The organism is Thalassospira lucentensis MCCC 1A00383 = DSM 14000, from assembly GCF_000421265.1.
Taxonomy (GTDB): Bacteria; Pseudomonadota; Alphaproteobacteria; order Rhodospirillales; family Thalassospiraceae; genus Thalassospira; species Thalassospira lucentensis.
Genome location: NZ_ATWN01000002.1, coordinates 507988 through 529251 on the forward strand (window position 1 = coordinate 507988; position 21264 = coordinate 529251).

18 protein-coding genes are annotated in these 21264 nt (G+C 52.9%); 8 read left to right on the top strand and 10 right to left on the bottom strand.

Annotated features, from left to right (window positions below):
• Positions 1 to 522: 522 nt before the first annotated feature.
• Positions 523 to 948: a DNA-binding protein gene (locus tag K355_RS23280; RefSeq protein ID WP_022731312.1), complete on the top strand. Its 426-nt coding sequence runs from the start codon at positions 523 to 525 to the stop codon at positions 946 to 948.
• A gap of 27 nt (positions 949 to 975) precedes the next feature.
• Here K355_RS23280 and K355_RS25025 read toward each other — a convergent pair whose 3' ends face one another.
• From K355_RS25025 to K355_RS26285, 7 genes are read right to left on the bottom strand one after another with little or no spacing between them, the layout of a single operon-like run.
• Positions 976 to 2028 carry a DUF5655 domain-containing protein gene (locus K355_RS25025; protein ID WP_051145944.1) on the bottom strand — a complete coding sequence of 351 codons (1053 nt, stop codon included), beginning with the start codon at positions 2026 to 2028 and terminating at the stop codon, positions 976 to 978.
• A complete protein-coding gene (locus tag K355_RS26165; protein ID WP_022731313.1) occupies positions 2025 to 2159 on the bottom strand; it encodes a hypothetical protein in 135 nt (44 codons plus the stop codon). Before K355_RS26165 ends, K355_RS25025 begins: the two co-directional genes overlap by 4 nt.
• 24 nt (positions 2160 to 2183) lie before the next feature.
• Positions 2184 to 3884 carry an ATP-binding protein gene (locus tag K355_RS23295; RefSeq protein WP_022731314.1) on the bottom strand — a complete coding sequence of 567 codons (1701 nt, stop codon included), beginning with the start codon at positions 3882 to 3884 and terminating at the stop codon, positions 2184 to 2186.
• Entirely contained in the window at positions 3884 to 4960 is a 1077-nt protein-coding gene (locus K355_RS25030) for an SIR2 family protein (RefSeq protein WP_022731315.1), read from the bottom strand. The genes K355_RS23295 and K355_RS25030 overlap by 1 nt, the downstream gene beginning before the upstream one ends.
• A gap of 33 nt (positions 4961 to 4993) precedes the next feature.
• Positions 4994 to 8107: an Eco57I restriction-modification methylase domain-containing protein gene (locus K355_RS0106555; RefSeq protein WP_022731316.1), complete on the bottom strand. Its 3114-nt coding sequence runs from the start codon at positions 8105 to 8107 to the stop codon at positions 4994 to 4996.
• A gap of 2 nt (positions 8108 to 8109) precedes the next feature.
• Positions 8110 to 9861, bottom strand: a complete 1752-nt coding sequence (locus K355_RS0106560; protein ID WP_022731317.1) for an Eco57I restriction-modification methylase domain-containing protein — start codon at positions 9859 to 9861, stop codon at positions 8110 to 8112.
• A complete protein-coding gene (locus K355_RS26285) occupies positions 9858 to 9962 on the bottom strand; it encodes a hypothetical protein (protein WP_373964425.1) in 105 nt (34 codons plus the stop codon). The genes K355_RS0106560 and K355_RS26285 overlap by 4 nt, the downstream gene beginning before the upstream one ends.
• On the opposite strand from K355_RS26285, the gene K355_RS26170 reads away from it, so the two are divergent.
• Positions 9913 to 10878: an enolase C-terminal domain-like protein gene (locus tag K355_RS26170; RefSeq protein ID WP_051145945.1), complete on the top strand. Its 966-nt coding sequence runs from the start codon at positions 9913 to 9915 to the stop codon at positions 10876 to 10878. The genes K355_RS26285 and K355_RS26170 overlap by 50 nt on opposite strands.
• Before the next feature lie 417 nt (positions 10879 to 11295).
• Here K355_RS26170 and K355_RS0106575 read toward each other — a convergent pair whose 3' ends face one another.
• Genes K355_RS0106575 through K355_RS0106585 form a run of 3 tightly spaced genes read right to left on the bottom strand, consistent with a single transcriptional unit; the run spans position 11296 to position 13721 of the window.
• Complete coding sequence (locus K355_RS0106575) at positions 11296 to 12510, bottom strand: CaiB/BaiF CoA transferase family protein (RefSeq protein ID WP_022731320.1); 1215 nt, start codon at positions 12508 to 12510, stop codon at positions 11296 to 11298.
• A 3-nt stretch (positions 12511 to 12513) separates the two neighbouring features.
• Positions 12514 to 12930, bottom strand: a complete 417-nt coding sequence (locus tag K355_RS0106580) for a PaaI family thioesterase (RefSeq protein ID WP_022731321.1) — start codon at positions 12928 to 12930, stop codon at positions 12514 to 12516.
• A 5-nt stretch (positions 12931 to 12935) separates the two neighbouring features.
• Positions 12936 to 13721, bottom strand: a complete 786-nt coding sequence (locus K355_RS0106585; RefSeq protein WP_022731322.1) for an IclR family transcriptional regulator — start codon at positions 13719 to 13721, stop codon at positions 12936 to 12938.
• A gap of 147 nt (positions 13722 to 13868) precedes the next feature.
• Between K355_RS0106585 and K355_RS0106590 the strand changes: the two genes are divergently transcribed.
• The 6 genes from K355_RS0106590 (at position 13869) to K355_RS0106615 (ending at position 21264) form a co-directional block, all read left to right on the top strand.
• Positions 13869 to 15425, top strand: a complete 1557-nt coding sequence (locus K355_RS0106590; protein WP_022731323.1) for an acetate--CoA ligase — start codon at positions 13869 to 13871, stop codon at positions 15423 to 15425.
• A 44-nt stretch (positions 15426 to 15469) separates the two neighbouring features.
• Positions 15470 to 16609 carry an FAS1-like dehydratase domain-containing protein gene (locus K355_RS0106595; protein WP_022731324.1) on the top strand — a complete coding sequence of 380 codons (1140 nt, stop codon included), beginning with the start codon at positions 15470 to 15472 and terminating at the stop codon, positions 16607 to 16609.
• 33 nt (positions 16610 to 16642) lie between these two features.
• On the top strand, positions 16643 to 17134 hold the full coding sequence (locus K355_RS0106600) for a TRAP transporter small permease (RefSeq protein WP_022731325.1): 492 nt from the start codon (positions 16643 to 16645) through the stop codon (positions 17132 to 17134).
• A gap of 30 nt (positions 17135 to 17164) precedes the next feature.
• Positions 17165 to 18175 (top strand): TRAP transporter substrate-binding protein, encoded by a 1011-nt coding sequence (locus K355_RS0106605; protein ID WP_022731326.1) that lies wholly within the window; start codon positions 17165 to 17167, stop codon positions 18173 to 18175.
• An 88-nt stretch (positions 18176 to 18263) separates the two neighbouring features.
• Positions 18264 to 19553: a TRAP transporter large permease gene (locus K355_RS0106610; protein ID WP_022731327.1), complete on the top strand. Its 1290-nt coding sequence runs from the start codon at positions 18264 to 18266 to the stop codon at positions 19551 to 19553.
• Positions 19554 to 19656: 103 nt separating this feature from the next.
• Complete coding sequence (locus tag K355_RS0106615; RefSeq protein WP_022731328.1) at positions 19657 to 21264, top strand: carboxyl transferase domain-containing protein; 1608 nt, start codon at positions 19657 to 19659, stop codon at positions 21262 to 21264.

A 21264-nucleotide genomic window follows, 5' to 3' on the forward strand; every position in this document is an offset into this window, starting at 1 on the left:
TCCAAGTGCTTCTGGGTTTGTGGCGGCCAGAAGGTCGTCCAGCGAGTAACAAGGTGTGTTTCCCTGACGAAGTAGGAGTGCGCCATCCTGCACTGATGCAAAAAGGGTCTGCCCCTCTTTAAGGCTCAGTCTGGCAACCAGATCATCAGGCAATGTCAGGGCAAATTCACCATCTCGCTTTGAAATTTTACAGGGATACATTTTGGGGTTCTCACTGCTCAAACGTTCACGCTGACACGGATCTGATAGTCGGAGGTGCTTTTGGGTTTTAAACGCTCGGTCAATAAAGCCTCGTTGGCTGTAGGCTTCATTGGTTTACCTGAAATTCAAGCCGGGTAAGAATGGCTGAAGCTCAACCTTGTGAAGTGATAATAGCATTTCCGGTGCTTGATGGCCATTTTTCATGCGGAAAGAGATAGGGGCTTCGTGCGGCACGCAAGCACGGTTTTGTGGTAAAGTTGAACATGTCAGGAAAGCTTGCTGTTCCAACTTTAAGCATGATCAGCGACGGAGAGTATGAGGATGATGTCAACTTCTTCGGATAAGACGAAACTACGCGATGCTATTGATGCAGCGAGAGAACGGGGACGAAAACTGTCCGCCGAGCTCCTTGCTGGTGAGGAAATGAAGACCTCTGAGGAGTTTGCTGCGCTGCTAGGAGTTTCTGTCGCAACTGTGAACAGTAAGCGACGTCGCGGGGAGCTATTAGGGCTCAAAGGTGCAGTGAAAGGATATCGCTTTCCGATCTGGCAGCTCAAAGAAGACGGAAAAACATACGGGACACTTGTCGAGCTACATGAACGTTTGGGCGGTTCTTGGTCGGTTTATCGGTTGTTGAAGCAACAGCATGGCGAACTTGATGGTTTGACGGGGCTGGAGGCGTTGCAAAAAGGTCAGGAAAATCAGGTTCTTGATCTGGCCGAGACGGTTGGTCGGGATTTTAGCTAAGGGGGAACTGAGCTATTTAGTCGAAGGTCAGGAAACTTCGTAGCTCAGTTCTAGCAAGGATGAGATGCGTTCTATATCTTCGGATTTATTTATAGTGACCTCGAGGTCACCGGTCCCAAAGTGACCGATTTGACGGACATCTCGCATAATCTTCTCATCGATTTCGACGGCGTCTGGATCAAGGTTCAAGTAAACCTTGATAACTTTTCTCTGATTGTAAATTTGAACTGATGCGAAGTTCCTGTTGCGCCGAAAGGCCATGTAATGCTTTTGGGCATGAACGGTCACGTCGTCTCCAAGTGTCCGGAGTTTTGCCGCAAGGTCATTGTATGCCGTTCTTAAGCCCTTTGGAGCAGCTTCTATCTTATCCTTCATAGTTACGACGGCTTTTTCGCTCTTGCCCTTTGATCCTGTTCCACGGCTTGGAACAGCTTCCTCGAGTTCCTCAGCAAGTTTCGGTAGAACAAGAAGCCTGTGTATTAGTCCCTCAACTGTATCGAGTATGACCCTTATTTGTTCTTTTGTCGGCGCCCAGCCGCGATGGGCTGCAGCGTTACCCGCGTCGACTACTGGGTTCAATATTTCACGTTCGTGCTGGGACAACTTACCGCTGTCCTGTAAAGCTTGAAGACCTCTTGGAAAGTTGCCCTTGTCGCCGACTGTTAGGACAATCAAGCGGTCGATTAATGTTCGAGAGCCGAACGTTGCCAAGTAGTGGGAACCTGACTGCAGTGAGTTATAGATTTCATCTGAAATTGTCCGCAGCGTTGGATCAGGTAGATCTTCGAACCAAGATGGTGGATTACGGTAGGTTACAGGTGGATAAATGACCTCATCCCACTTGCCTTCACTGTCAGGTTCTCCCGTATGCGGGTTGTCGAAATATTCAACATCTTCTGAGAATAGCGTCATCTTGACGAGTTCAAGATTCTCGCATCCGCAACATTCGATAATTAGCATGCGCTGCTTAAACCAAATTACCTCATCATCATCGTGTTTGTTGTATTCGCCACGAATAAAATGCTTCGTCTTTTGTTTGCACGCATTGCAGAAAAAACGTTCGATCTTCTCTTCTGTCATTCTTCGCTCGCCCAGTCGTCATCTTCCTTGGAACCATCCCAATGACCACGGAGCCTTTGAGGCCCATTGGAACCCTGACCAACCTTGAGCGGATTGGATGCCGTCATCGCATCGGCGCTGAACCCGATCATGGTATCTCCAAACGCCTGAACAAGTTACTCACCTTCGCCTTCCGCATCTTCCTCAGTTACAACAACCAATGGCGGACGCTCTTGCATCCGCCATCGCCGCACCACGTTTGCTACCAGGTCAGCTTCCGCGCCGTCTGTTTCCCATAGTGCCGCGAATGGCACATCTGCGCTATGCGGCATATGGGCTTCGTCTAGATCGTTGAAGCGCAGCCGTACAGGCACGACGGTGCCTTCACCGACAACCAAAGCTTCTTGGGTGCGTAAAGTCGGCAAGATGCTGACTAGGCTGCGCACTGAATCGGGAAGCGCGCGCTGGACAAAATTCTGATCCTGCTCGTTGCTCATGCGCAGCGCAATCAGTGTGTTGCACTGTGAGAGGATCGACTCCGCTAGCTCGGAGGGGCGCTGCGAAATCAATCCTAGCCCCACGCCGTATTTTCGTCCTTCTTTAGCGATCCGTGACAACGCCTGTTTGGTCGGTTGGAATGCGGCATCGTCGCGGCGAGGCGCATAGCGATGTGCCTCTTCACAGATCAATACCACCGGAATCTGCACCGGTCGTGGGCTCCAAACCGCAAAATCAAAGACCATGCGGCAGAGCACAGAGACCACCACATCGACAACATCGGACGGAACACCTGAAAGATCGATGATGGACAGTGGTTTTTCACCAACTGGAATCCGCAAATACTGACCGACGATCTCAGCCAACTGGTCACCAACAGCTTCATCGGGAGCCATCATGAAACCAAAACGGCTGTCCTGTTGGAGCGTTTCGGCCTTATTCTTGATCTTGAGATACGAATCCTGTTTCGAAGCCTGCGTTGGCATCGCCGCATCGATTTGCGCTAACATGTCACCGAGACGGTACGGCACTGGTGTATCAACTGTGATCTTTTCTGGTGGGATGCCTACAGTGCCGAATTCACGTCGTGCCGCAAGTATGGCATCCTTGAGAATGTTGGTCTGACTGGTAGCGACGTGTTCCGTTTTGCCAATAAACAGCTCGACGCTCTCTTCGAAGTTTAACAGCCAATGCGGCAGATTCAGCGTCGTAGGATCAATTATTTCGGCAAGATCGGGAAATGCGCGCCGGTACTCATTATGCGGATCAAGCAATATCACATGAGCACGTGGCGCGACTTCTAAAATGGAGCGCAGCAATACCGTGACCGAACAAGATTTGCCTGATCCAGTAGTGCCCAAGATCGCGAAATGCTTGCCCAGCAACTCGTCGGTCAGCAAATAGACCGGAAGGGATGCGGCTTGCGAAAGCGTACCGACATGGACACTTGGTTTGTCGGTACGATTGTATATCCGCTGAAGCTCAACGACGCTCGCAACGAATATGCCTTGACCCGGAAGCGGGTAGGTCACCACGCCGCGCTGAAATACAAAATCGCTTTCGCCAAGACCGGTCCGTACGGCTTCGCCGAACAGTTCAATTTCCAGCCATTTTGCGTTTGATGCACCATCTCCCACAGTCTCGCGGCCAATAACTTCCGCGCCGTCCAGCATAGTTTCGGTCATGCGAAGTGCTGTCACCACTCCGAAGACAAGCTTGTCGCCAGCTTCAATCTTTACAATTGAGCCGACCTGACCAACTGCATATCGGCGACTCTTGTAGGTGCGATGCAGGTCTTCTACCGTTCCTTCCAGCTCACCGATCACCTTAGAACCGGAGACCTCAACGACGCGGCCGATCTTTAGGATTGGATCGCTCATCAGCTCCCCCCAGCTATATAATCTACCAGATTTTCAAACTTCCAAAGGTCAGCCTCCAAGACACCGAGGGATGATTCCACATCGAGGGCGTGCCCAATGAATCCGCCATTATCCTTGCCCCCAACGAAGACGCTAAAGCGGGAATCACAGCGATCACAGAAGGTTTGCAAGCGCTGGTCCTGCTTGTCGCGATCTTGCTCCGGCCCCACGAAGGCTATGACTGTGAGATTGCTTTGCGGAGAGTTTATTGCGTCGCAGATTGCCTCGTTGATGTGCTCATCGTTAAAGCTGTAGCCCAACACCACGAGGTGATTGTTGACACCGGTTCGCCGAAGCCGATTTCGGAAACGGCCAATCAGGGTTTCATATACCCCGTACTGAGTTTGCAGATACTTTTGCTCAGACGGATAAACTACTACCGGTTCATCCTTAGCATCTTCATTCGCGTTACGTCCGCGCCGAACATGACCATCCGCATCACGTGTCCAGTTAATTGAGCCATGGAGCTTGTGAATCCGGTATGCTATGCCCGGCCCGGCCTCATCAAAACTTTGCGGATCAAACCAAGCGCGATTGGTTCCGCGAAATCCGTCAGAATATGGCAGCCGGAGAGAATCTAGACTCGCCTCAAGCAGCGTATCGTAATTCAAGCTGAATATATCGCGAGGACCGCGTTCACGAGCACCACGAAGCCGTTGCAGAAAACGTTCGTGATAATCGCATGCCTGCCAGTCGTCCGCTACTTCGCTAACGATGCGCTTTTTGATTTCGTTGAGCCAAGCATCGATTTCATCGACATTAAGACCATGTGTCGCGCCCGTTGTAATTGTGCTTAGAATCTCACGATATCGGACCAGATAATTGATCAGGTCTTCGATTGTCGGAGGGCGATCAGACAGCGACTTCAACCCTGAAAATTGATCGATTAGTTTCTGATCAATTCCGTTCAGAACGTTATCAGTAAGCTTTCCGATCAGAGGCTTGTTTGCGCAGGCACTGCAACCTGCCCCAATCAGAAAGCAGGTGTCGGTGCCGGTAAGCCACTCTGTGATTTGTTCACGGGTATCACTGCTCATGTTGTGCCTCCCATTTCTAACGCCGTACTTTCTTCATGAAGGCACCGGCACTGACTCAATTATCTTTAAATCGTCATCTGATAGGCCAAACAGTGCGTTCACCTGGCGCTCTAGCTGCGCCCTCGCATCCTTAGCCGTGCGTTCGCGACGTGTACGTTCACGGGGAGTGCGCGCTGCATTCAACGCTTCCAGCGCCTTTATGAGCCCTTCAACTTGCAATTCGATGGCCGCTTTAGCAGCGTCGCTATCGGGCACAGGGATCGGTAGATCCTGAATAAACTGCTTTCCGTGGGAATAGTAACCACCCCGGAATACGCTAGTATTAGTTCGGATCATCGCTTCACAGAGCGGATGGTTCAGGACGGCCAGCAAATAAAGCGTAGAGATCGGTGCGTCATCTTTGACACGGATCATGTAGTACGGGCCGTTGCCGCCTCCGGTGATGATCGTGTTCGTTGTATCATACGCATAACGCGGCTCGCGGGAGAGAACGGGGAGTATGATTTTCGGCGTGTCGAACTTCGTCAGGCTTTGTGACCGTCCATACTGATAAAACTGCCGCTCGTCCGCCGCACCCCCGACAACATTGCGACCTTCGAGTGTTTCGCGACGTGCGGTAAGGTACTCAAGGCAGCGTGGATAACTTGCAGCCATTTCATCGGGCTGCAGAAGCCGAGCGCGCAGCTTGCCCTTCGGCGTGTTCACAAGCTCGTAAGGGAAGATCATCCAGGCGTTGGCCTCGGGCTGGCCAAATGCGTCAAGCTGCGCATCGTGAAGGCAGGGACGCAAGATGCCACGCTCTATCTGCCATTCTCGGTTGTCCCACTCGATCCAGACATGATCAACGTCAGTGCGCGTAGGGTGCAGCAAATAGATTTCATCTTTGCTGGTCTGAACGCCCACCTCAATATTTGCCAGCGCTTCCAGCCTGCCCGGAACGTCGTCCTTGATCCGTCTAAAGAGGGTGCGCGCATCTTCCTGTCCGAACGTCCAAGTCTCTTCGCTTAACTCAGCGCTAGGTACGGATGAGACCGTGCCCGCCCGCCCATAGCGCCATTCTTCCAACGGGCCAGCTTGCTCCACAGTGACCGTTTCGCGCCCTGCACGATCCATGACTAGAATGCAGGTGTAGTTGGACGTGCCACGCCCGAAGACCGGTTTAACCCCGAAGTTCACGATCTCTTCGAGCACCGGCGAGCGGGTTAGGAGGCTGCGCAGCGCTCGGCCTGAGCGGATCGTCATGAATTTGTTGGGTACGATAACGCCGATGCGGCCCTGATCTTTGACGAGCGCCAAAGAGCGTTCGATGAACAGAGCATACTTATCAAAATTATCTTGGCGGGCGGTGCTGTAGGGTGAGCCCGCCGCATGATAAAATGCGGCCTCTTCCGGCGAGTAGGCCACCATATTCTGAATGCGGATATAGGGCGGGTTGCCCACCACGACGTCAAAACCGCCGCCAGCTATCTCATCAGCAAACTCGTCTTCCCAACGGAAAGGATTGATCACGTCATGCAATACCGCAGGCAACGGCCCGCATGCCACCTCCCATTCCTGCGTGCTCACGAGGGAATTACCGCAACGGATTCGACTATCAAGCTCTGGCAGCGCTGCATGTTTCTTCCGACGCACATAGTCCTTCAGCGCATTCTCGCTCTCATCTTCGATAAGTTTGAGTAGCAAGCTAAACTGGGCAACCTCCACGGCATTGGGGTCGATATCGACCCCACGTAGATGCGCTAGAAGGATGCGGCGCTTCTCATCGAAGGTCAGCCGCCAACGGTTTTCACCTGTCTGATATATCGCGGTGCCTGCATGCTTATCCGGGCCATCCGCAACATACCAATCGAGATAATGGCCTAGCAGAAAGTCATACGCGGAGAGCAAAAAGATGCCGGAGCCGCAGCATGTATCGGCCAGTGTAAAGGCCGAAAGCTCTTCCGGAGAGCGATCAGCAAGGAGAGGGCTGAGAGTGCGAGCAACAATTGCGTCGGCGATGAATCTCGGAGTGGGCACTACGCCCCCACTTTCACGGATTTCCGGCTTGCTAGTGATGGTGACAGTGCCATCTTCCACCACAATCACTTCACCGAGGAATTGCTCATATATTTCCCCGAGCACCTCGGTTTCTACTACGGCGAACGTGTAGGGGCTGAGCGGATAATACAGCTCGGCAATGATACCTTGCAGCACATCGTCGCTGATCCGTATCCCCAACGGATCATCATCAATCAAACGAAACAGCCCTGAATCGTAGAATTCATCCGCACGGCGTAGAAGTTCCATCAGGGCATCAAAGGTGGCGTTGCCGTCAAGGTTTTTAAGCGTTTCGTATTTCTCGATCTCGCGATCTTCACAAATACGCAAAAAGACTATGCGCGAGAGAAAAAGCTGGACCCCATAGGTCAACTCCTCCGAGCTAAGGCCGGGTGTATTCTCGTGAATGTCGGCAGCAAGGCGGGCTCGCCAATCACGGACTTGATTCAGAAAGAAATCGTCGAATTGCTGCGCACCATGGCGGGTCGTATCAATGGCAAAGCGCCGGTCAAATTCGCCGGAGAGAACACTTTCCTGCGAAAGCAATGACCATAGCTCATCAAAACGTGCCTCAAATTCCTCATAACCGAATAGGTGCAGTCTTGCGACGTGTGCCTCATCGGCTTCGCGTGGCACCGGCTTGCAATCATAAATAACAAGCTGATGGAAGTTGGTGACAACCGAGATCGGCAAGCTGGCAGAGTACCCGTAGCGCCGCGTCTGAAACGCAGGGGCACGGTCTCGATCAATTCGGATGCTTGGCTTTTTCGCCTCTACGAAAATCTTGCGTTGGCGCGCAAGCCGGAGCTCATAATCTGGCCGCTTGGACAGTCGCTCTTCCCCAACCTCAACTGTCGCCTCTTCGATGACCTCACGATATATCAGCGGCAGGGCGCGTCTGTTGTGAACGTCCCAGCCGAACGCTTCAAGCAGCGGTGTTATAAACTCGGTGCGAGCCTGGGTTTCGTTGTACCCGGCATCGCGGTAATCAGCCTCGTTGCGACCGAAGCGCCCGACAAGCTCAGCTACGCGGTCGCGCGCCTGTTCTTTCGCTTCTACACTTTCAATAACGCCAGGAGCTACGATTCCGGCTTCCGCATCAACACTCATCCCTAGCTCCGCGTTTTCTTGCCGGCACGGCGGCGTCTTAGGCGACGGTTCCGCATTTTTTCCCAGATGCGGCGTAGCATCGTGCATTCGGCCTTTGATAGCCCGATCTGCCTCATCAAGATGCGGCGGTTGTTTTCTTCGAGTACAGTCTGAAGCTGTCCGTCGCGGATCAATGCATCGCACTCTTCGACGGTTAAGGCGTCCCCCAGCGTTGCGGGCATAAGCAGTTTTTCGGCTTCCGTAGGTTCCAGCTCCAGAACTCCGCCGCCATAGCTACGTCCTTCAATTTCTGCTGAAGCAGCCGTTAAATAGCTGTAGCTATTGGCGACAATCGCAAGCGGATCGGCGCCATGGCTTCGCATCCGATGAATCGTGTCGGTTGCCGTCGCTTCGGCCTCATTGAGTACAATGCGCGGAAAGTCATAAATTTGGCGGAAAACAAAAGCATCCGGGACGTAGACAGAGGGCACTGCGTACCAAGGTGTGCGCACCGAGCACTTGTAACCCTTATGCACATCCAGGCTTTCTCCATGTCTTATGTAGCTCGCAAGCGCGCCTTTGGGTTTTGTGCCGTTGATCGGTGCGAGATGCAAAAGGTGCACCCGCTGATCCTCATCGGCGAGCCTGCGCCAACCATCCTTGTCAATTTTAGCTCCGTCCATATGAGCTGAACGCCCGATTAGCGGCATTGTATAGCCGTGAAGGCCAAGCTGTTCGACTTCGCTTTCACGAAGTACAAAGAACTGGTTTTTGCCGGTTACAACCCCAACATTGACCGAAGCATATTTGCCCAACTCGGTCGTACTCTCACCAGCGCGCAATTCGCGCATGAAGGAAATCTCTTCGGCGTTCAAAAAATATTTGAGCCATTTTTCGCTGTCATGGCAAACCGTTTTTGGGGACGCGCCTTTCAAGATCTCGTGCGGTTTGCGCTTGACGATATCCGCGACCGTGTCGCTTTCCGTCAAATTGACCTTGCACGGATTGCTGGCCGAAGGCGCGGCTCGCGCCTCCTCAGCAAGCAACAGCAGCACTTCCTGCTCTGCCTTCGCGAAGAATAACTCATTGCAAGAAATCAGATCGACACGGCAAAATCGATCAGTCAAAAACGAGCGCAATTGTGCGGCGTAACTTACCTGCAAAAGCTCGGCAGGAAGCACGAGTGCCATGCGTCCGCCTTCCTTTAGCGCCGCTGCTGCTGCAACCACAAACGGCACCCAAATGTTTGTTAGACGATTCGGAGAGAGCCCTTGCCCGTGCATGATATCCATCGCCCGGCTGCGATGGGGCTCCGGAAAGCTCTGATAGCGAATGAAAGGCGGATTGCCTACCACTACATCAAATTCTGGACGGCTCGGACGGCTCCACCACGCAAAAAAATCGCTATTCACGACAACATCGTCAGCGCGCATACCCAAGCCATCCTTGAGACGTTTGCGGGCTTTATCAGCCTCATCTGGGATTATCTCCAATCCGCGCAAATTGTTCGCACGCGCAGGGCCTTTTTTGCCTAGCTCTTCAAGGCGCGCACTTGCCGCCTGAAGGAAAGAGCCATCACCGCAGCTTGGCTCTAGAACCATTTCTCCGGCATCGCGGATTGCCCAAGCGCACAGCCAGCGCGCTAGCTCCCCAGAGGTGTAGTAGCCGCCTCGCAGTTTATCGGTGTCAAGCGCCATGAAGCGTCCGCTGTGAGTACGCTCAAGGGAAACATCTGAAGGAGTATCTGTCGTAATGCCCTGTACGTGCTTATTCATCGATCTTGCCCCACATGGAACAACGGCTGCTCGTCGCGAAGCAGTCGTTCTATGGCCTCTCGCACAACCCAAGCGACAGAGACTCTGTTTTTCTTTGCTATTTTAACTAGTTCTATGTGTTGCTCTTCGGTTAGACTCACCGACAAACGGTGTGACGCCTTAGACGACAATTTCTTTCTCGTAGCGGAAGCCATGGTGATCCAATCCTCTTTTGCACCACTCTACACCACTGTGGTGAGGCGAGATACAGAAGTCTGCCACCTATCCCCACAAAATTTTGTGCTTGGCATTCAGAAGGCGAGGCTCGCAGTTGCAGGAACAATGCGTGAACGGACAGCCCTTTTCGGCGCATCCCTGCGTCTCGGCCGTGCGGCTTCCATCCCTTGTGTGATTGTCGGCGTGCTTGATGCACCCCTCTGGTTGAGCGATATCGAGGTCGTTCAAAAGGTCTGGGAGCGGGTTGGAAGCCGAATGCGTCTGGCGATTGATGGCAATAGACCATTGCCTGCACGCGACGCAATCCGGCTGAGCCGTCAGTGCTCCAACGTACCCTTTGTTTTCGAGCAACCTTGTAACACAATCGAAGAACTCATCTCGATCCGAGACCGGATTTGTCACCCTCTCTATACCGATGAAAGTGGTGACAGTCTTGAGATAGTTATTCGCTTGGTGGGTCAACGTGTTTGCGATGGTTTGGGGATGAAGGTCACTCGGATCGGTGGACTCTGGCCAATGGCAACATTTCGTGACATCTGCGCGGTTCGAGGTTTGCCCCATACCTGTGATGATGCTTGGGGTGGGGATATCATTGCGGCCGCTTGTACGCATATTGGTGCTACCGTCGATCCGATGTTTTGCGAAGGGGTTTGGCTTGCTGCGCCGTATATTGAAGGGCATTACCATACTGAGAATAGTGTTCGCATCGAGAACGGACATATTGCTCTTCCCAAAGGCATTGGTCTTGGTGTGAAACCCGATGAGGTCTTGTTTGGGGCGCCAGTTATATCTGTGAGCTAGTAAGTATCCCTCAGAGAAGCGTCAAAATAGAACGATTTGATCGTTCTCTCTTGGCCCATTTATAGCCTCCTCCTCTTGATCAGTCTCTGGCCCAGATTGCTAAAGTCCTCTCCAACTGCATATGGGGAGGGCTTTTTTTAGTCTAGACTGAGGGCTAGGAAGGAGGGGTTGGAGAAATTGTCATCTTTTCTGTCAATCCTGCAGCTTTTTGTCAGCTTATGTGTCAATCCGTGTCAACTTATCTGGCAATCGGAAATGCCAAGTTGTTGATTATGCTGTATGTCGAATGTCACCTTTTGTGGCACGTGACATTCGAAAAATTTATACCGCTTCAGTCCGACGCATATCTGCGTCGGCGCGGCTATTTGTTTGTCATAATTCGGGGATATGGACCCCGGTCACTCGATTGCTTTCTTGCTATGTGTTTCTGATGTAGCCCTTGTTGGCCAAATCCTGGACTTTCTCAGGTGAATATCCCAGCATCTCTGTCAGGACTTCAGATGTATGTTCGCCAAGGAGGGCGGGGGCACCGGATTGTACCGCACCTTTGCCATCAAACTGGATCGGGCCGCGGACAATGCGCATCTCGCCCGCGACCGGATGGGTGACGGTTTCAATCAGGCTCTGTTGTGCGACGTGATCCTGTTCAAGGGCCTCACCGATGCTCAGGATCGGGGCGTTGGGGACATCGAATGTGCTGAGCCGGTCAAGCCAGTATTCGGTTGAGTCCTGTTGCATGCGGTTGAAAATCATTGGTTCGAGCTCATCCCGATTTGTCAAACGCTGTTCATATTGCGCAAAGCGCGGGTCCTCGATCAGGTCTTCCATATCAAGGCAGCGTGCAAAATTGTGCCAGAATCGTTCGGTCAGGCAGGCAACGATCACATACCCGTCCGAGGTTGGGAATGAACCGTAGGGCACGATGCTTGGGTGGCGGGTGCCAACCGGTTCCGGGCTTTTGCCGCTAACAAAATAGATCTGTGATAGGTAGCCTTGAAGTGCGATCAGGCTATCGAGCATGGCGATTTCAACATGGCGACCGTGCCCGGTTTGATTGCGTTCATGCAAAACGGCGAGAACGCCAAACAGCGAGAAGATACTGCCTGCCATGTCGCCCAAGGGAAGACCCAGCTTGTTCGGGGCCTGATCTGGTTCACGGTTGACGCTCATCACCCCTGAAAGGGCCTGGGCTACAATATCGAACGCTGGCTTGTTGCCATGCGGGCTGTTTTTGCCAAAACCCGTGATCGAGCAATAAATCAATCCGGGATTGTCGGCCTTGAGTGTCTCGTAACCCAAACCAAGCCGATCCATGACGCCGGGGCGGAAGTTTTCAAGAACAATATCGCTTTGGGCAGCAAGCTTGCGCGCAATTTCGCATCCCTCTTCGGATTTAAGATCAAGGCTGATGCTCTTTTTGCTGCGGTTCAGTGCAATGTAGTAATGGCTTAGCGGTCCCTGAAATGGCGGGAAGTTTCGCGTTTCATCGCCTTTCTCAATCGGCTCGACCTTGATAACTTCGGCGCCAAGATCCGCCAGAACCATGCTGGCATAGGGGCCGGAAAGGATGCGGGAGAAATCAAGGACCTTGATACCCGAAAGCGGGCCGGTTGTGGAGTTTGCGGTTGTCATAGGTTAGCGCGCTTTCTTGATGATCTTCATGACAGAGGTGGCCGTTGCAATCAGCGAGTTATCGGCCGTGATTTCAGCATCGACAAACATCATTGATCGGGTGGCATGACGAATGGTGACATTGGCTTCCAGAAGATCGCCAGATGTCGCTGAGGCAAGGAACCGTGTGTCCATCTGGATTGTCACCGTTGGGGATCGGTCTGCAGCTTGCCAAGCTTCCATCGCCATCACCTGGTCAAGCAAGCTGGTAATGACACCGCCATGAATGACACCGATGGCATTCTCGTGGTTGGCTGTTGTCTGCAGGCTATAGGTCTTGCGGCCATCCACTCGACGAGATCGAACAGGTCCAATCATACTGATAAAGCCGGGAATAGAGAGTTCCCGCCAGTCTTCGGTGGTCGTTGCTTTCTCTGACACGTTTTTTAACTCCCTGGCATTGCTTGCATTTCGTTGATTCTGTCCCGAATGGTTTGCAATGCCTCGGCCAGTTTCGGAACTTCCTTGTTCTGTAATCTTTCACTGATGCCGATTGCCACCAGTGAGCGGACCATTTGATCATTCTGATCCAGGATCGGAACGGCGACGACGGTTACACCGGAGATGTACGCGCCGCGGTCAACGGCATATCCCTGCTTTCGGACCTGATCGATTTCAGCCCGCCACTCTTCAAAGCTGGGCGGATGATCCCAAGCCAGTTTCTTGAACCTGGAACGCATGGTGTCTTCGTCCATCTCATTGAATGCCGCGACACAACGACCCGTCGCGGAAATCAGCAATGGGAAGCGACTGCCCAAATCGACCTGTAGGCGGAATGGCAGGTTTGATTGCGAGAGTGCAACCACCACCATTTGGCCGGGTTCTGCAATCTGGGTGGCAATGCCCGTGACGCCAAATTGCGTTGAAAGCGCTGATAGATGCGGCTGTACAAGGGCTGAAAAGGTGTTTTTCTGAAGCGCTGACCGGGCCAGCGGCAAGATGCCGATACCAATTGAATAGCGTTTGATTTTTGGCTCAAACTCAACGAGTCCCTCATCCTGAAGAACCCGCAGAATATGCATGCATGTACTCGGGACAAGGTCCAGTTCACGGGCAATAGGATTTACACCCATCGGTTCTGGCGATTTTGCCAAAAACCTGAGGATTGCCAAGGCACGCGTGACGGCAGGGACCTGTCTTTTGTTATTCGGGGTTTCTGGCTTTTCGGTCATCTCATCCTCTGACAACGGTAAATTTGTTGTCTATATACAATAAGTAAAGCGTATTGACAATAATGTTCTGATCTCCCTATCGTTGTCAACGAACAGTTCGGGACGTCGATGACGAACCCGAAAGCAAAATTCGGGAGGAGACCGGACATGACCCGTTTGACGGATTTTCAATCCTACGCGGATGCCCAGAAGCACTTTTCACGCGATGCGCTTTGGGCGCTGTTTGATGGAAGCCGCCAGACTTTCAATATCGCCCATGAATGTGTTGATCGGCATGTAGGCACAGGCGGTGTAGCTGTGCGCGTTGCCCATTCGGATGGGCGTGATGAACTGATCCGTTTTGACGAACTGGCAAAGCTTTCTTCGCAGTTCGCCCATCTCCTGCAGGCGAAAGGGATTGGCAAGGGAGACCGCATTGCGGTCATGCTTGAGCCGTCTTTGGCATTCTATGTGGCATTGTTCGGGGCCATCAAAATGGGCGCGGTTGCTGTGCCGATGTTTACCCTGTTTGGCCCGGAAGGCATTCGTTTGCGCGCAGATGATTGCAAGCCGCGCCTCATTTTTACCAATGCTGAAAAGAAGAATGACGCGGATGAGGCTGGCAATCTTGATGTTGTCGTTGCGGATGATGCATTCATCAAATCACTTGCCGATTTTCCAGATCATTTTGACTGCGACACGGCCGGTGATGATCTTGCCGTTTTGCAATACACATCGGGCACAACCCGGTTGCTGCCCGCGGCTGTAAAACATACTCACCGGTCACTGGTGACATTGATGGTTGCGGCATTGTACGCAACGGGCATTCGTCCCGGTGACCGCTTCTTCTGCCCGTCGTCGCCAGCTTGGGGGCATGGTCTTTGGCACGGGACACTTGCACCGCTTGCGCTTGGTGTTTCAACCGGAACATTCAGTGGCAAGTTTGATGCGGTACGCCTGCTCAAGGCCTTGCAGGACTATAAGATTACCAACATGTCTGCGGCCGCCACCCATTACCGCATGATGCGCAATACCGGGCAGGCGGAAAACTTCACTTATGCAATTGAAAAGCTGTCCTTTACTGGCGAACCGATTGATAGCGAAAGTGCGCGCTACATTGAAAATCTTTTCGGTACGAAGGTTTGCTCAATGTATGGCACCACCGAGATTGGTGTGATCCTGGCAAACTATCCGGGGGCGCCGGATTTTGATGTTCGTGAAGGGTCGATGGGCAAGGCTGTTCCGGGCGTTGAAGTTGAGGTCCAGGATGCCGAGGGCAACCTCGCAAAGCCAAATGTCAATGGCGAACTAATGGTGCGCAAGCAGGGCGAATGGTTCCCGACCAAGGATCTCGCTCGGATTGATGCCGACGGATACTTTTATCATGCCGGGCGTGCCGATGACGTGATCATTTCGGCGGGCTGGACTATGAGTGCGGTTGAGATCGAGGATGCGATCCTCAAACACCCGAAGGTTGCCGAGGCAGCCGCAATCGGGGTGCCCGACAAAGTACGTGGCCAGGTGGTCAAGGCGTTTATCGTTCTAAAAGACAGCTTCGAGGATGGCCTGACTGAGGAAATTCAGGATCTGGTCCGTACCAATCTGAGCCGTCACGAATATCCCCGTCATGTGGATTATGTCACCGACCTGCCGAAAACCCCGGCAGGCAAGGTGAACCGCAAAACCCTTCGAGATCAGGAAGCAAAACAGGGCACTGCCGCCTGATGGCGTGTGGTGATCCAAGGTTATTTTCAGTGAGGAAATGAGACATGAACGAGATTTCGCAAAGACGTTTTCCGAAAATTACGCAAGAAGGTCTTGATGACCTGAGCAAGCGTATCGGTGTCAAAATCGAGAAAACAGTCGAGCCATGGTGCTACGAAGCAACCCGCGACAATATTCGTCACTACGCCCATGGTATCGGTGATGACAATCCGCTCTGGTGTGATCCGGAATACGCAAAGACCACCAAATATGGTGATGTGATCGCCCTGCCGAGCTTTCTGTTTGCTACCAGCCGTATTATTTCCGGTTATGTTGGCGGTCTTCCGGGCGTCCATGCGATGTGGTCCGGTGCTGATTGGGCTTGGTACAAGCCGATCATGCGCAATACCGAGGTCCGCACCGTCGCCCATCTGAAGGATCTGGTTGAGCACAACACACGTTTTGCCGGTCGCGCCATTCAGCAGATTTATCATGTTGATTTCTACGATGCGAAAACCGGTGACATGCTGGCAGAAGCAGACAGTTGGTGTTTCCGTACTGACCGTGATCAGGCCCGCGAGAACGGCACGAAATACACTGAAGCGCGTTCGCGTCCGAAACGTGTTTACACCGATGAAGAGCTCGCAGAGTTCACCAAGTATTACGAGCAAGAAACCATCCGTGGGTCCGAAACCCGTTATTGGGATGACGTCGCCGAAGGCGAAGCATTGCCGACCATGGTCAAGGGCCCGATGACGGTTACCGGCTTTGTTGCCTATGCGCAGGGTTGGGGTGGGCTTTACATCCGTGCCAATAAATTGGCGTGGCAGCTTCAGCAGAAACACCCGAATGCCGGTATCAAAAACCGCTTTGGTATCCCGGATTGCCCGGAGCGCGTGCATTGGGAGGAAGAGTTTGCCCTAGAAGTTGGCGCGCCGGGTGCTTACGATTATGGTCCTGAACGAACCTCATGGCTCCAGCACCAGGTCACGAACTGGATGGGCGATGACGGTTTCCTCTCTCAGGCTAAATGTCAGGTCCGCCGGCACAATCCAGAAGGCGACATCATCCTGATCAATAGTGAAGTCGTCCGCAAATATGAGGAAGGTGGGCGTCACTTCGTGGAAATTCGCCAGCGTGCGGAACAGCAAGACGGTGAACTGTCGGCCATTGGTTCGGCGATCGTCGAGTTGCCCAAGCGCTAATCCTTTTCATGCTTCAACCTCAAGGAGGCTGGGTTGAGCGTTTTTGGAAAGATACTGCATCGGATTGAGGACATCCTCCATTGGGGAGGGTGCCTCGCCCTTGTCATCGTCGCGGTGCTGATTAATGCAGATATCGTTATGCGAATGGTTGCAGGTATCCCGGTTCAGATTCAATTCGAAATGACGGAATTGTATCTGATGCCGGCGCTGGCAGCGCTTTCGCTGTCGCGGGTCTATCGCGGCGGTGGTCATCTTGCACTCGATTTTATGACGTTTGAGTTGAAGGGGGGTATGGGAACTCTCGTCAACAAATTGCGCACGCTCATGCCGGCACTGTTCTTTGCAGCAGTGACGTACATGTCAGGGTCGTTTGCCTTGCGGGCGTTCATGCGTGGTGAAGTCGAGTACGGGGTGATTGATTGGCCCCTTGGCTGGGCCTATGCCGCAATCCCGCTGGGGTGCGGTTTGCTCTCGTTAAGATTGCTTTATGACACGTGTCAAAAATCAACGGCCGAAGCATCTTGAAACAAAGATAATGTCTGGGAGGATTACACAATGAAGAATACCGGAAAGATATTGGCGATCATGGCTGGTGTTTTTGCATTCGGTACGGATGCAAGGCCGGCTTCTGCGGAGACATTGCGGCTGGGGGATTTCCAGTCCACCAGTCATATTATCTCGATTGAAGGTACGACACGCTGGATGTTTGCCGTTGAGCAGGCGACTGGTGGCGAAATCTCCTTTGAGCACTTCCCGGCACAGCAAGCTGCAAAATCAGCAGCCCAGCTTGATGCGGTAAATAACGGCATTCTTGACGTATCGCTGCTTGGCGCGCTGTATCACAGCGAGGTGCTGCCGCTGAACTCTGTGGTCGGCTTGCCTGGTTTTTATGGTACTGCGGTTCAGGGAACGGAAGCTCTGCAAAGCATGCTTAAGGCAGGCCCTCTGCGCGATGAGTTCCTTGAAGCAGGTGTCATGCCGATCTTTGGTTTCGTTTTGCCGCCCTATCAGGTGCTTGCCAAAGAGCACCTTGGTGGCGTGAAAGACTGGAATGCACTTGATCTGCGCACATCAGGCTCGACCCAGGCCATGACGGCACGTGCATTGGGTGCCGTCGGGATCTCGATCCCGGGTCCAGAAGTGTACACCGCTGTTGAGCGTGGTCGTCTTGATGGCATCCTGTTCCCGCTGGCTTCCGTGCCGGGATACAACTTGCAAGAGGTTGTCAGCCATATCTCCACCAACGGTTCTTTCGGTGGGTACAGCTTCGTCATGGTGATGGGCAAAGACAAGTTCGAAGACCTGTCATCCGACGCGCAGATAGCCATGATCGAGGAAGGTGGCAAAACCGCAACGCACCTTGCCAAGGTTCAGGATGACTCTGTCAAACAGCTGACTTTGGAATGGGAGGCCCAAGGGCTGAATGTCTATGAGTTCACCGAAAGTGAGCTGGATGAATTGCGTAACGCAATGAAAGCGGTCAGCGCTGATTGGGTTGAACGGATCGATAACGACAAGGCCGAAATGGTTCTTGAGGCTTACCAGGAAAAGGTCTCGGGCAACTAATTCCAGGACTTCTCAGCCTGTCATTGAAGGGTGGCTTCCCGCATAGCGTTGTGGGAGCCACCCCCTTCACGGAGCGTGCGTTTTATTCATGCTTACTTTTTTGCTTATTTTGGTCCTGCTTGCAGTTCTGATGGTTTTTCGGATGCCAATTGCATTCGCCATGGGGATTTCGGGTTTTATCGGTTTGGCGCTTCAGCTTGGCTTCAATCCAGCTATGGCTGTGCTTGAACGTGCCTTTTTTGACACGTCGGCCTCATTCATTCTTGTGTCCATTCCGCTATTTATCTTGATGGCAGAGCTACTGACTGCCGGGGATGTGACGCGCCGCGCCATCATTGCATGTCAGAACTGGGTGGGGCATTTCAAAGGTGGCTTGGCAATGGCGACGGTTGCCGCCTCTGTTCTGCTGGCGGCTCTTGTCGGAAGTTCAACCGCGTCAACTGCTGCGATGGCAGCTTCTGCATTTCCCGAGATGAAACGCCATAAGTACCATGACAGTCTTGCGGCTGCGGTGGTTTCTGTTGGCGGAACGCTTGCAGTTGTTGTGCCGCCGAGCATTGTTCTTGTTGTTTACGGGGTCCTTACCGAAACCTCGATCGGTAAGCTGTTTATTGCGGGGATCGTGCCAGGTCTTTTGACTGCGGCCGGATTGTGTACAGTTATCAAGATTATTGCCCATCGCACGGACCATGCGCCCAAGGGCGATCCGTTCAAGTTTGGCAAGGCGGTTCGATCCAGTGTCAATGTCTTCCCGATTGCGCTTTTGATCATGGCGGTGATCGGGGCGATATATGGTGGCATTGCCTCGCCTTCGGAGGCGGCGGCACTCGGTGTGATGGGGTCGCTGATTGTTGTGTTGGCACAGGGTACCATCAGCATGCCCGGGATTGGAAAATCTCTGAGCGGTGCAATCCGTGCAACCGTGATGATTGTTGCCATCATTGCCTGTTCTGCGATCTTTTCGAATTATCTTGCCTTTACCCGTGTGACGCAAAATCTCTTGGAATTTGTCAGCAATACCGAGATGCCACGCGAAGTCATCTTGGCGATGATGGTGCTGATCCTGCTTGTAATGGGCATGTTCATGGATCAGCTCGCGATTTTATCGCTTGCGATGCCGCTGGCCTTTCCGACTGCGATGGCGCTTGGATATGACGCTGTCTGGTTCGGCATCATCGTTACCAAAACTGTTGAGATCGGGCTTCTTACACCGCCACTTGGGCTGAATGCCTATGTTGCGGGGGCTCAAACTGGTGTTCCGCTCGGATCTATCTTCAGGGGGTTGATCCCCTTCCTGATCATGGAGATCGTGGTTCTGATTGTGTTGATCATGATCCCGGACATCACGCTGTATCTGCCTGGCCTTATGGGGCGCTGAGAAGGCCCAAGAAACAAAGCGGCCAGCCCTCCTTCCTCTTAGCGGATGCGATCAAAATCGCATCTGAACGGGGGAGGCTTGCCGGAATGCATGGAGTAACCAGATGACGATTATCCAAAGTACGCTTTCTGAAAGCACCCCCGGTTTTTCCGATAACCGGGATGCCTTGATGCAACAGTATGATGAGGTTGCGTCGGAAGCCGCCCGCATTATGAAGGGGGGCTCGGATGCAGCCCGCGATCGTCATGTAAAACGTGGAAAACTGCTGCCGCGTGACCGAATTGCGAACCTGATCGATCCGGGTTCTCCGTTTTTGGAAGTCGGCCTTTTTGCCGCCCACGGAATGTATAACGATGAAATCCCGTCTGCAGGCGTTATTGCAGGAATAGGCAATGTTGAAGGTCGGCAATGCATGATCCTGTGTAACGATGCCACGGTTAAAGGCGGGACGTATTTCCCGATGACGGTCAAAAAACATCTGCGTGCGCAAAAGATCGCCGAGGAGAACCACCTTCCCTGCATTTATCTGGTGGATTCTGGTGGGGCGAACCTGCTGAACCAGGACGAAGTTTTCCCTGATGAAAACCATTTCGGGCGGATTTTCTATAATCAGGCGCGTATGAGCGCCAAAGGAATTGCGCAAATATCGGTGGTCATGGGGTCATGTACTGCGGGCGGGGCGTACGTGCCTTCAATGAGTGATCAGACCATTATTGTTCGCGAACAAGGCACCATCTTTCTTGCCGGGCCGCCATTGGTAAAGGTCGCGACCGGTGAGGTGGTTGATGCAGAAACGCTTGGTGGTGGTGATACGCATACCCGATTGTCGGGGGTCGCCGATTATCTGGCCGATAACGACGAACATGCACTTGCCTTGGCGCGAGAAATTGTCAGTCACCTTGGTCCGCAACATCGGCCCGACGTTGATATTGCCGAACCACGGGCGCCAAAATATGATGCTGCCGAGGTTATGGGCATTGTTCCTCAGGACACCAAAACCCCTTATGACGTGCGTGAAATCATTGCTCGTTTGGTTGACGGTTCTGATTTTTCCGAATTCAAGCCGCGCTTTGGTACGTCGCTTGTGACCGGGTTTGCCCATATTGACGGGCTTCCAGTCGGGATCATCGCCAACAATGGGGTTCTTTTCTCTGAAAGCTCCCAGAAGGGTGCACATTTCATCGAACTTTGCTGTCAGCGCAAAACACCGATCCTGTTCTTGCAAAATATCACCGGCTTCATGGTTGGTTCTAAATACGAAGCCGGCGGGATCGCCAAAGATGGTGCGAAACTGGTTACAGCTGTTTCGACTGCAAACGTTCCGAAAGTCACCGTTGTAATCGGTGGATCTTATGGTGCGGGGAACTACGGGATGTGTGGTCGTGCCTTTGGGCCACGCTTTGTCTGGATGTGGCCCAATGCGCGTATTGCGGTGATGGGGGGCGCTCAGGCGGCAGGCGTGCTTGCCGATGTGAAACGTGCTGGCATCGAGGCGCGCGGTGGATTCTGGTCCGAAGAGGAACAAGCAGAATTCAAGCGTCCGACGGTCGAGATGTTTGAACGCCAGTCTCACCCGCTTTATGCCTCTGCGCGTCTTTGGGATGACGGTGTCATTGATCCCAGAAAAACCCGTGATGTCGTGTTACTTAGTCTCAGGGCTGCATTGAATGCGCCGGTTGAAGAGACGAAGTTTGGCCTGTTTAGGATGTAA

Bases quoted from the DNA above. Each gene is read 5' to 3' on its own strand.
- K355_RS23280 (WP_022731312.1), top strand. From the start codon at position 523: ATGATGTCAACTTCTTCGGATAAGACGAAACTACGCGATGCTATTGAT.
- K355_RS25025 (WP_051145944.1), bottom strand. From the start codon at position 2,028: ATGACAGAAGAGAAGATCGAACGTTTTTTCTGCAATGCGTGCAAACAA.
- K355_RS26165 (WP_022731313.1), bottom strand. From the start codon at position 2,159: ATGATCGGGTTCAGCGCCGATGCGATGACGGCATCCAATCCGCTCAAG.
- K355_RS23295 (WP_022731314.1), bottom strand. From the start codon at position 3,884: ATGAGCGATCCAATCCTAAAGATCGGCCGCGTCGTTGAGGTCTCCGGT.
- K355_RS25030 (WP_022731315.1), bottom strand. From the start codon at position 4,960: ATGAGCAGTGATACCCGTGAACAAATCACAGAGTGGCTTACCGGCACC.
- K355_RS0106555 (WP_022731316.1), bottom strand. From the start codon at position 8,107: ATGAGTGTTGATGCGGAAGCCGGAATCGTAGCTCCTGGCGTTATTGAA.
- K355_RS0106560 (WP_022731317.1), bottom strand. From the start codon at position 9,861: ATGAATAAGCACGTACAGGGCATTACGACAGATACTCCTTCAGATGTT.
- K355_RS26170 (WP_051145945.1), top strand. From the start codon at position 9,913: ATGGCCTCTCGCACAACCCAAGCGACAGAGACTCTGTTTTTCTTTGCT.
- K355_RS0106575 (WP_022731320.1), bottom strand. From the start codon at position 12,510: ATGACAACCGCAAACTCCACAACCGGCCCGCTTTCGGGTATCAAGGTC.
- K355_RS0106585 (WP_022731322.1), bottom strand. From the start codon at position 13,721: ATGACCGAAAAGCCAGAAACCCCGAATAACAAAAGACAGGTCCCTGCC.
- K355_RS0106590 (WP_022731323.1), top strand. From the start codon at position 13,869: ATGACCCGTTTGACGGATTTTCAATCCTACGCGGATGCCCAGAAGCAC.
- K355_RS0106595 (WP_022731324.1), top strand. From the start codon at position 15,470: ATGAACGAGATTTCGCAAAGACGTTTTCCGAAAATTACGCAAGAAGGT.
- K355_RS0106605 (WP_022731326.1), top strand. From the start codon at position 17,165: ATGAAGAATACCGGAAAGATATTGGCGATCATGGCTGGTGTTTTTGCA.
- K355_RS0106610 (WP_022731327.1), top strand. From the start codon at position 18,264: ATGCTTACTTTTTTGCTTATTTTGGTCCTGCTTGCAGTTCTGATGGTT.
- K355_RS0106615 (WP_022731328.1), top strand. From the start codon at position 19,657: ATGACGATTATCCAAAGTACGCTTTCTGAAAGCACCCCCGGTTTTTCC.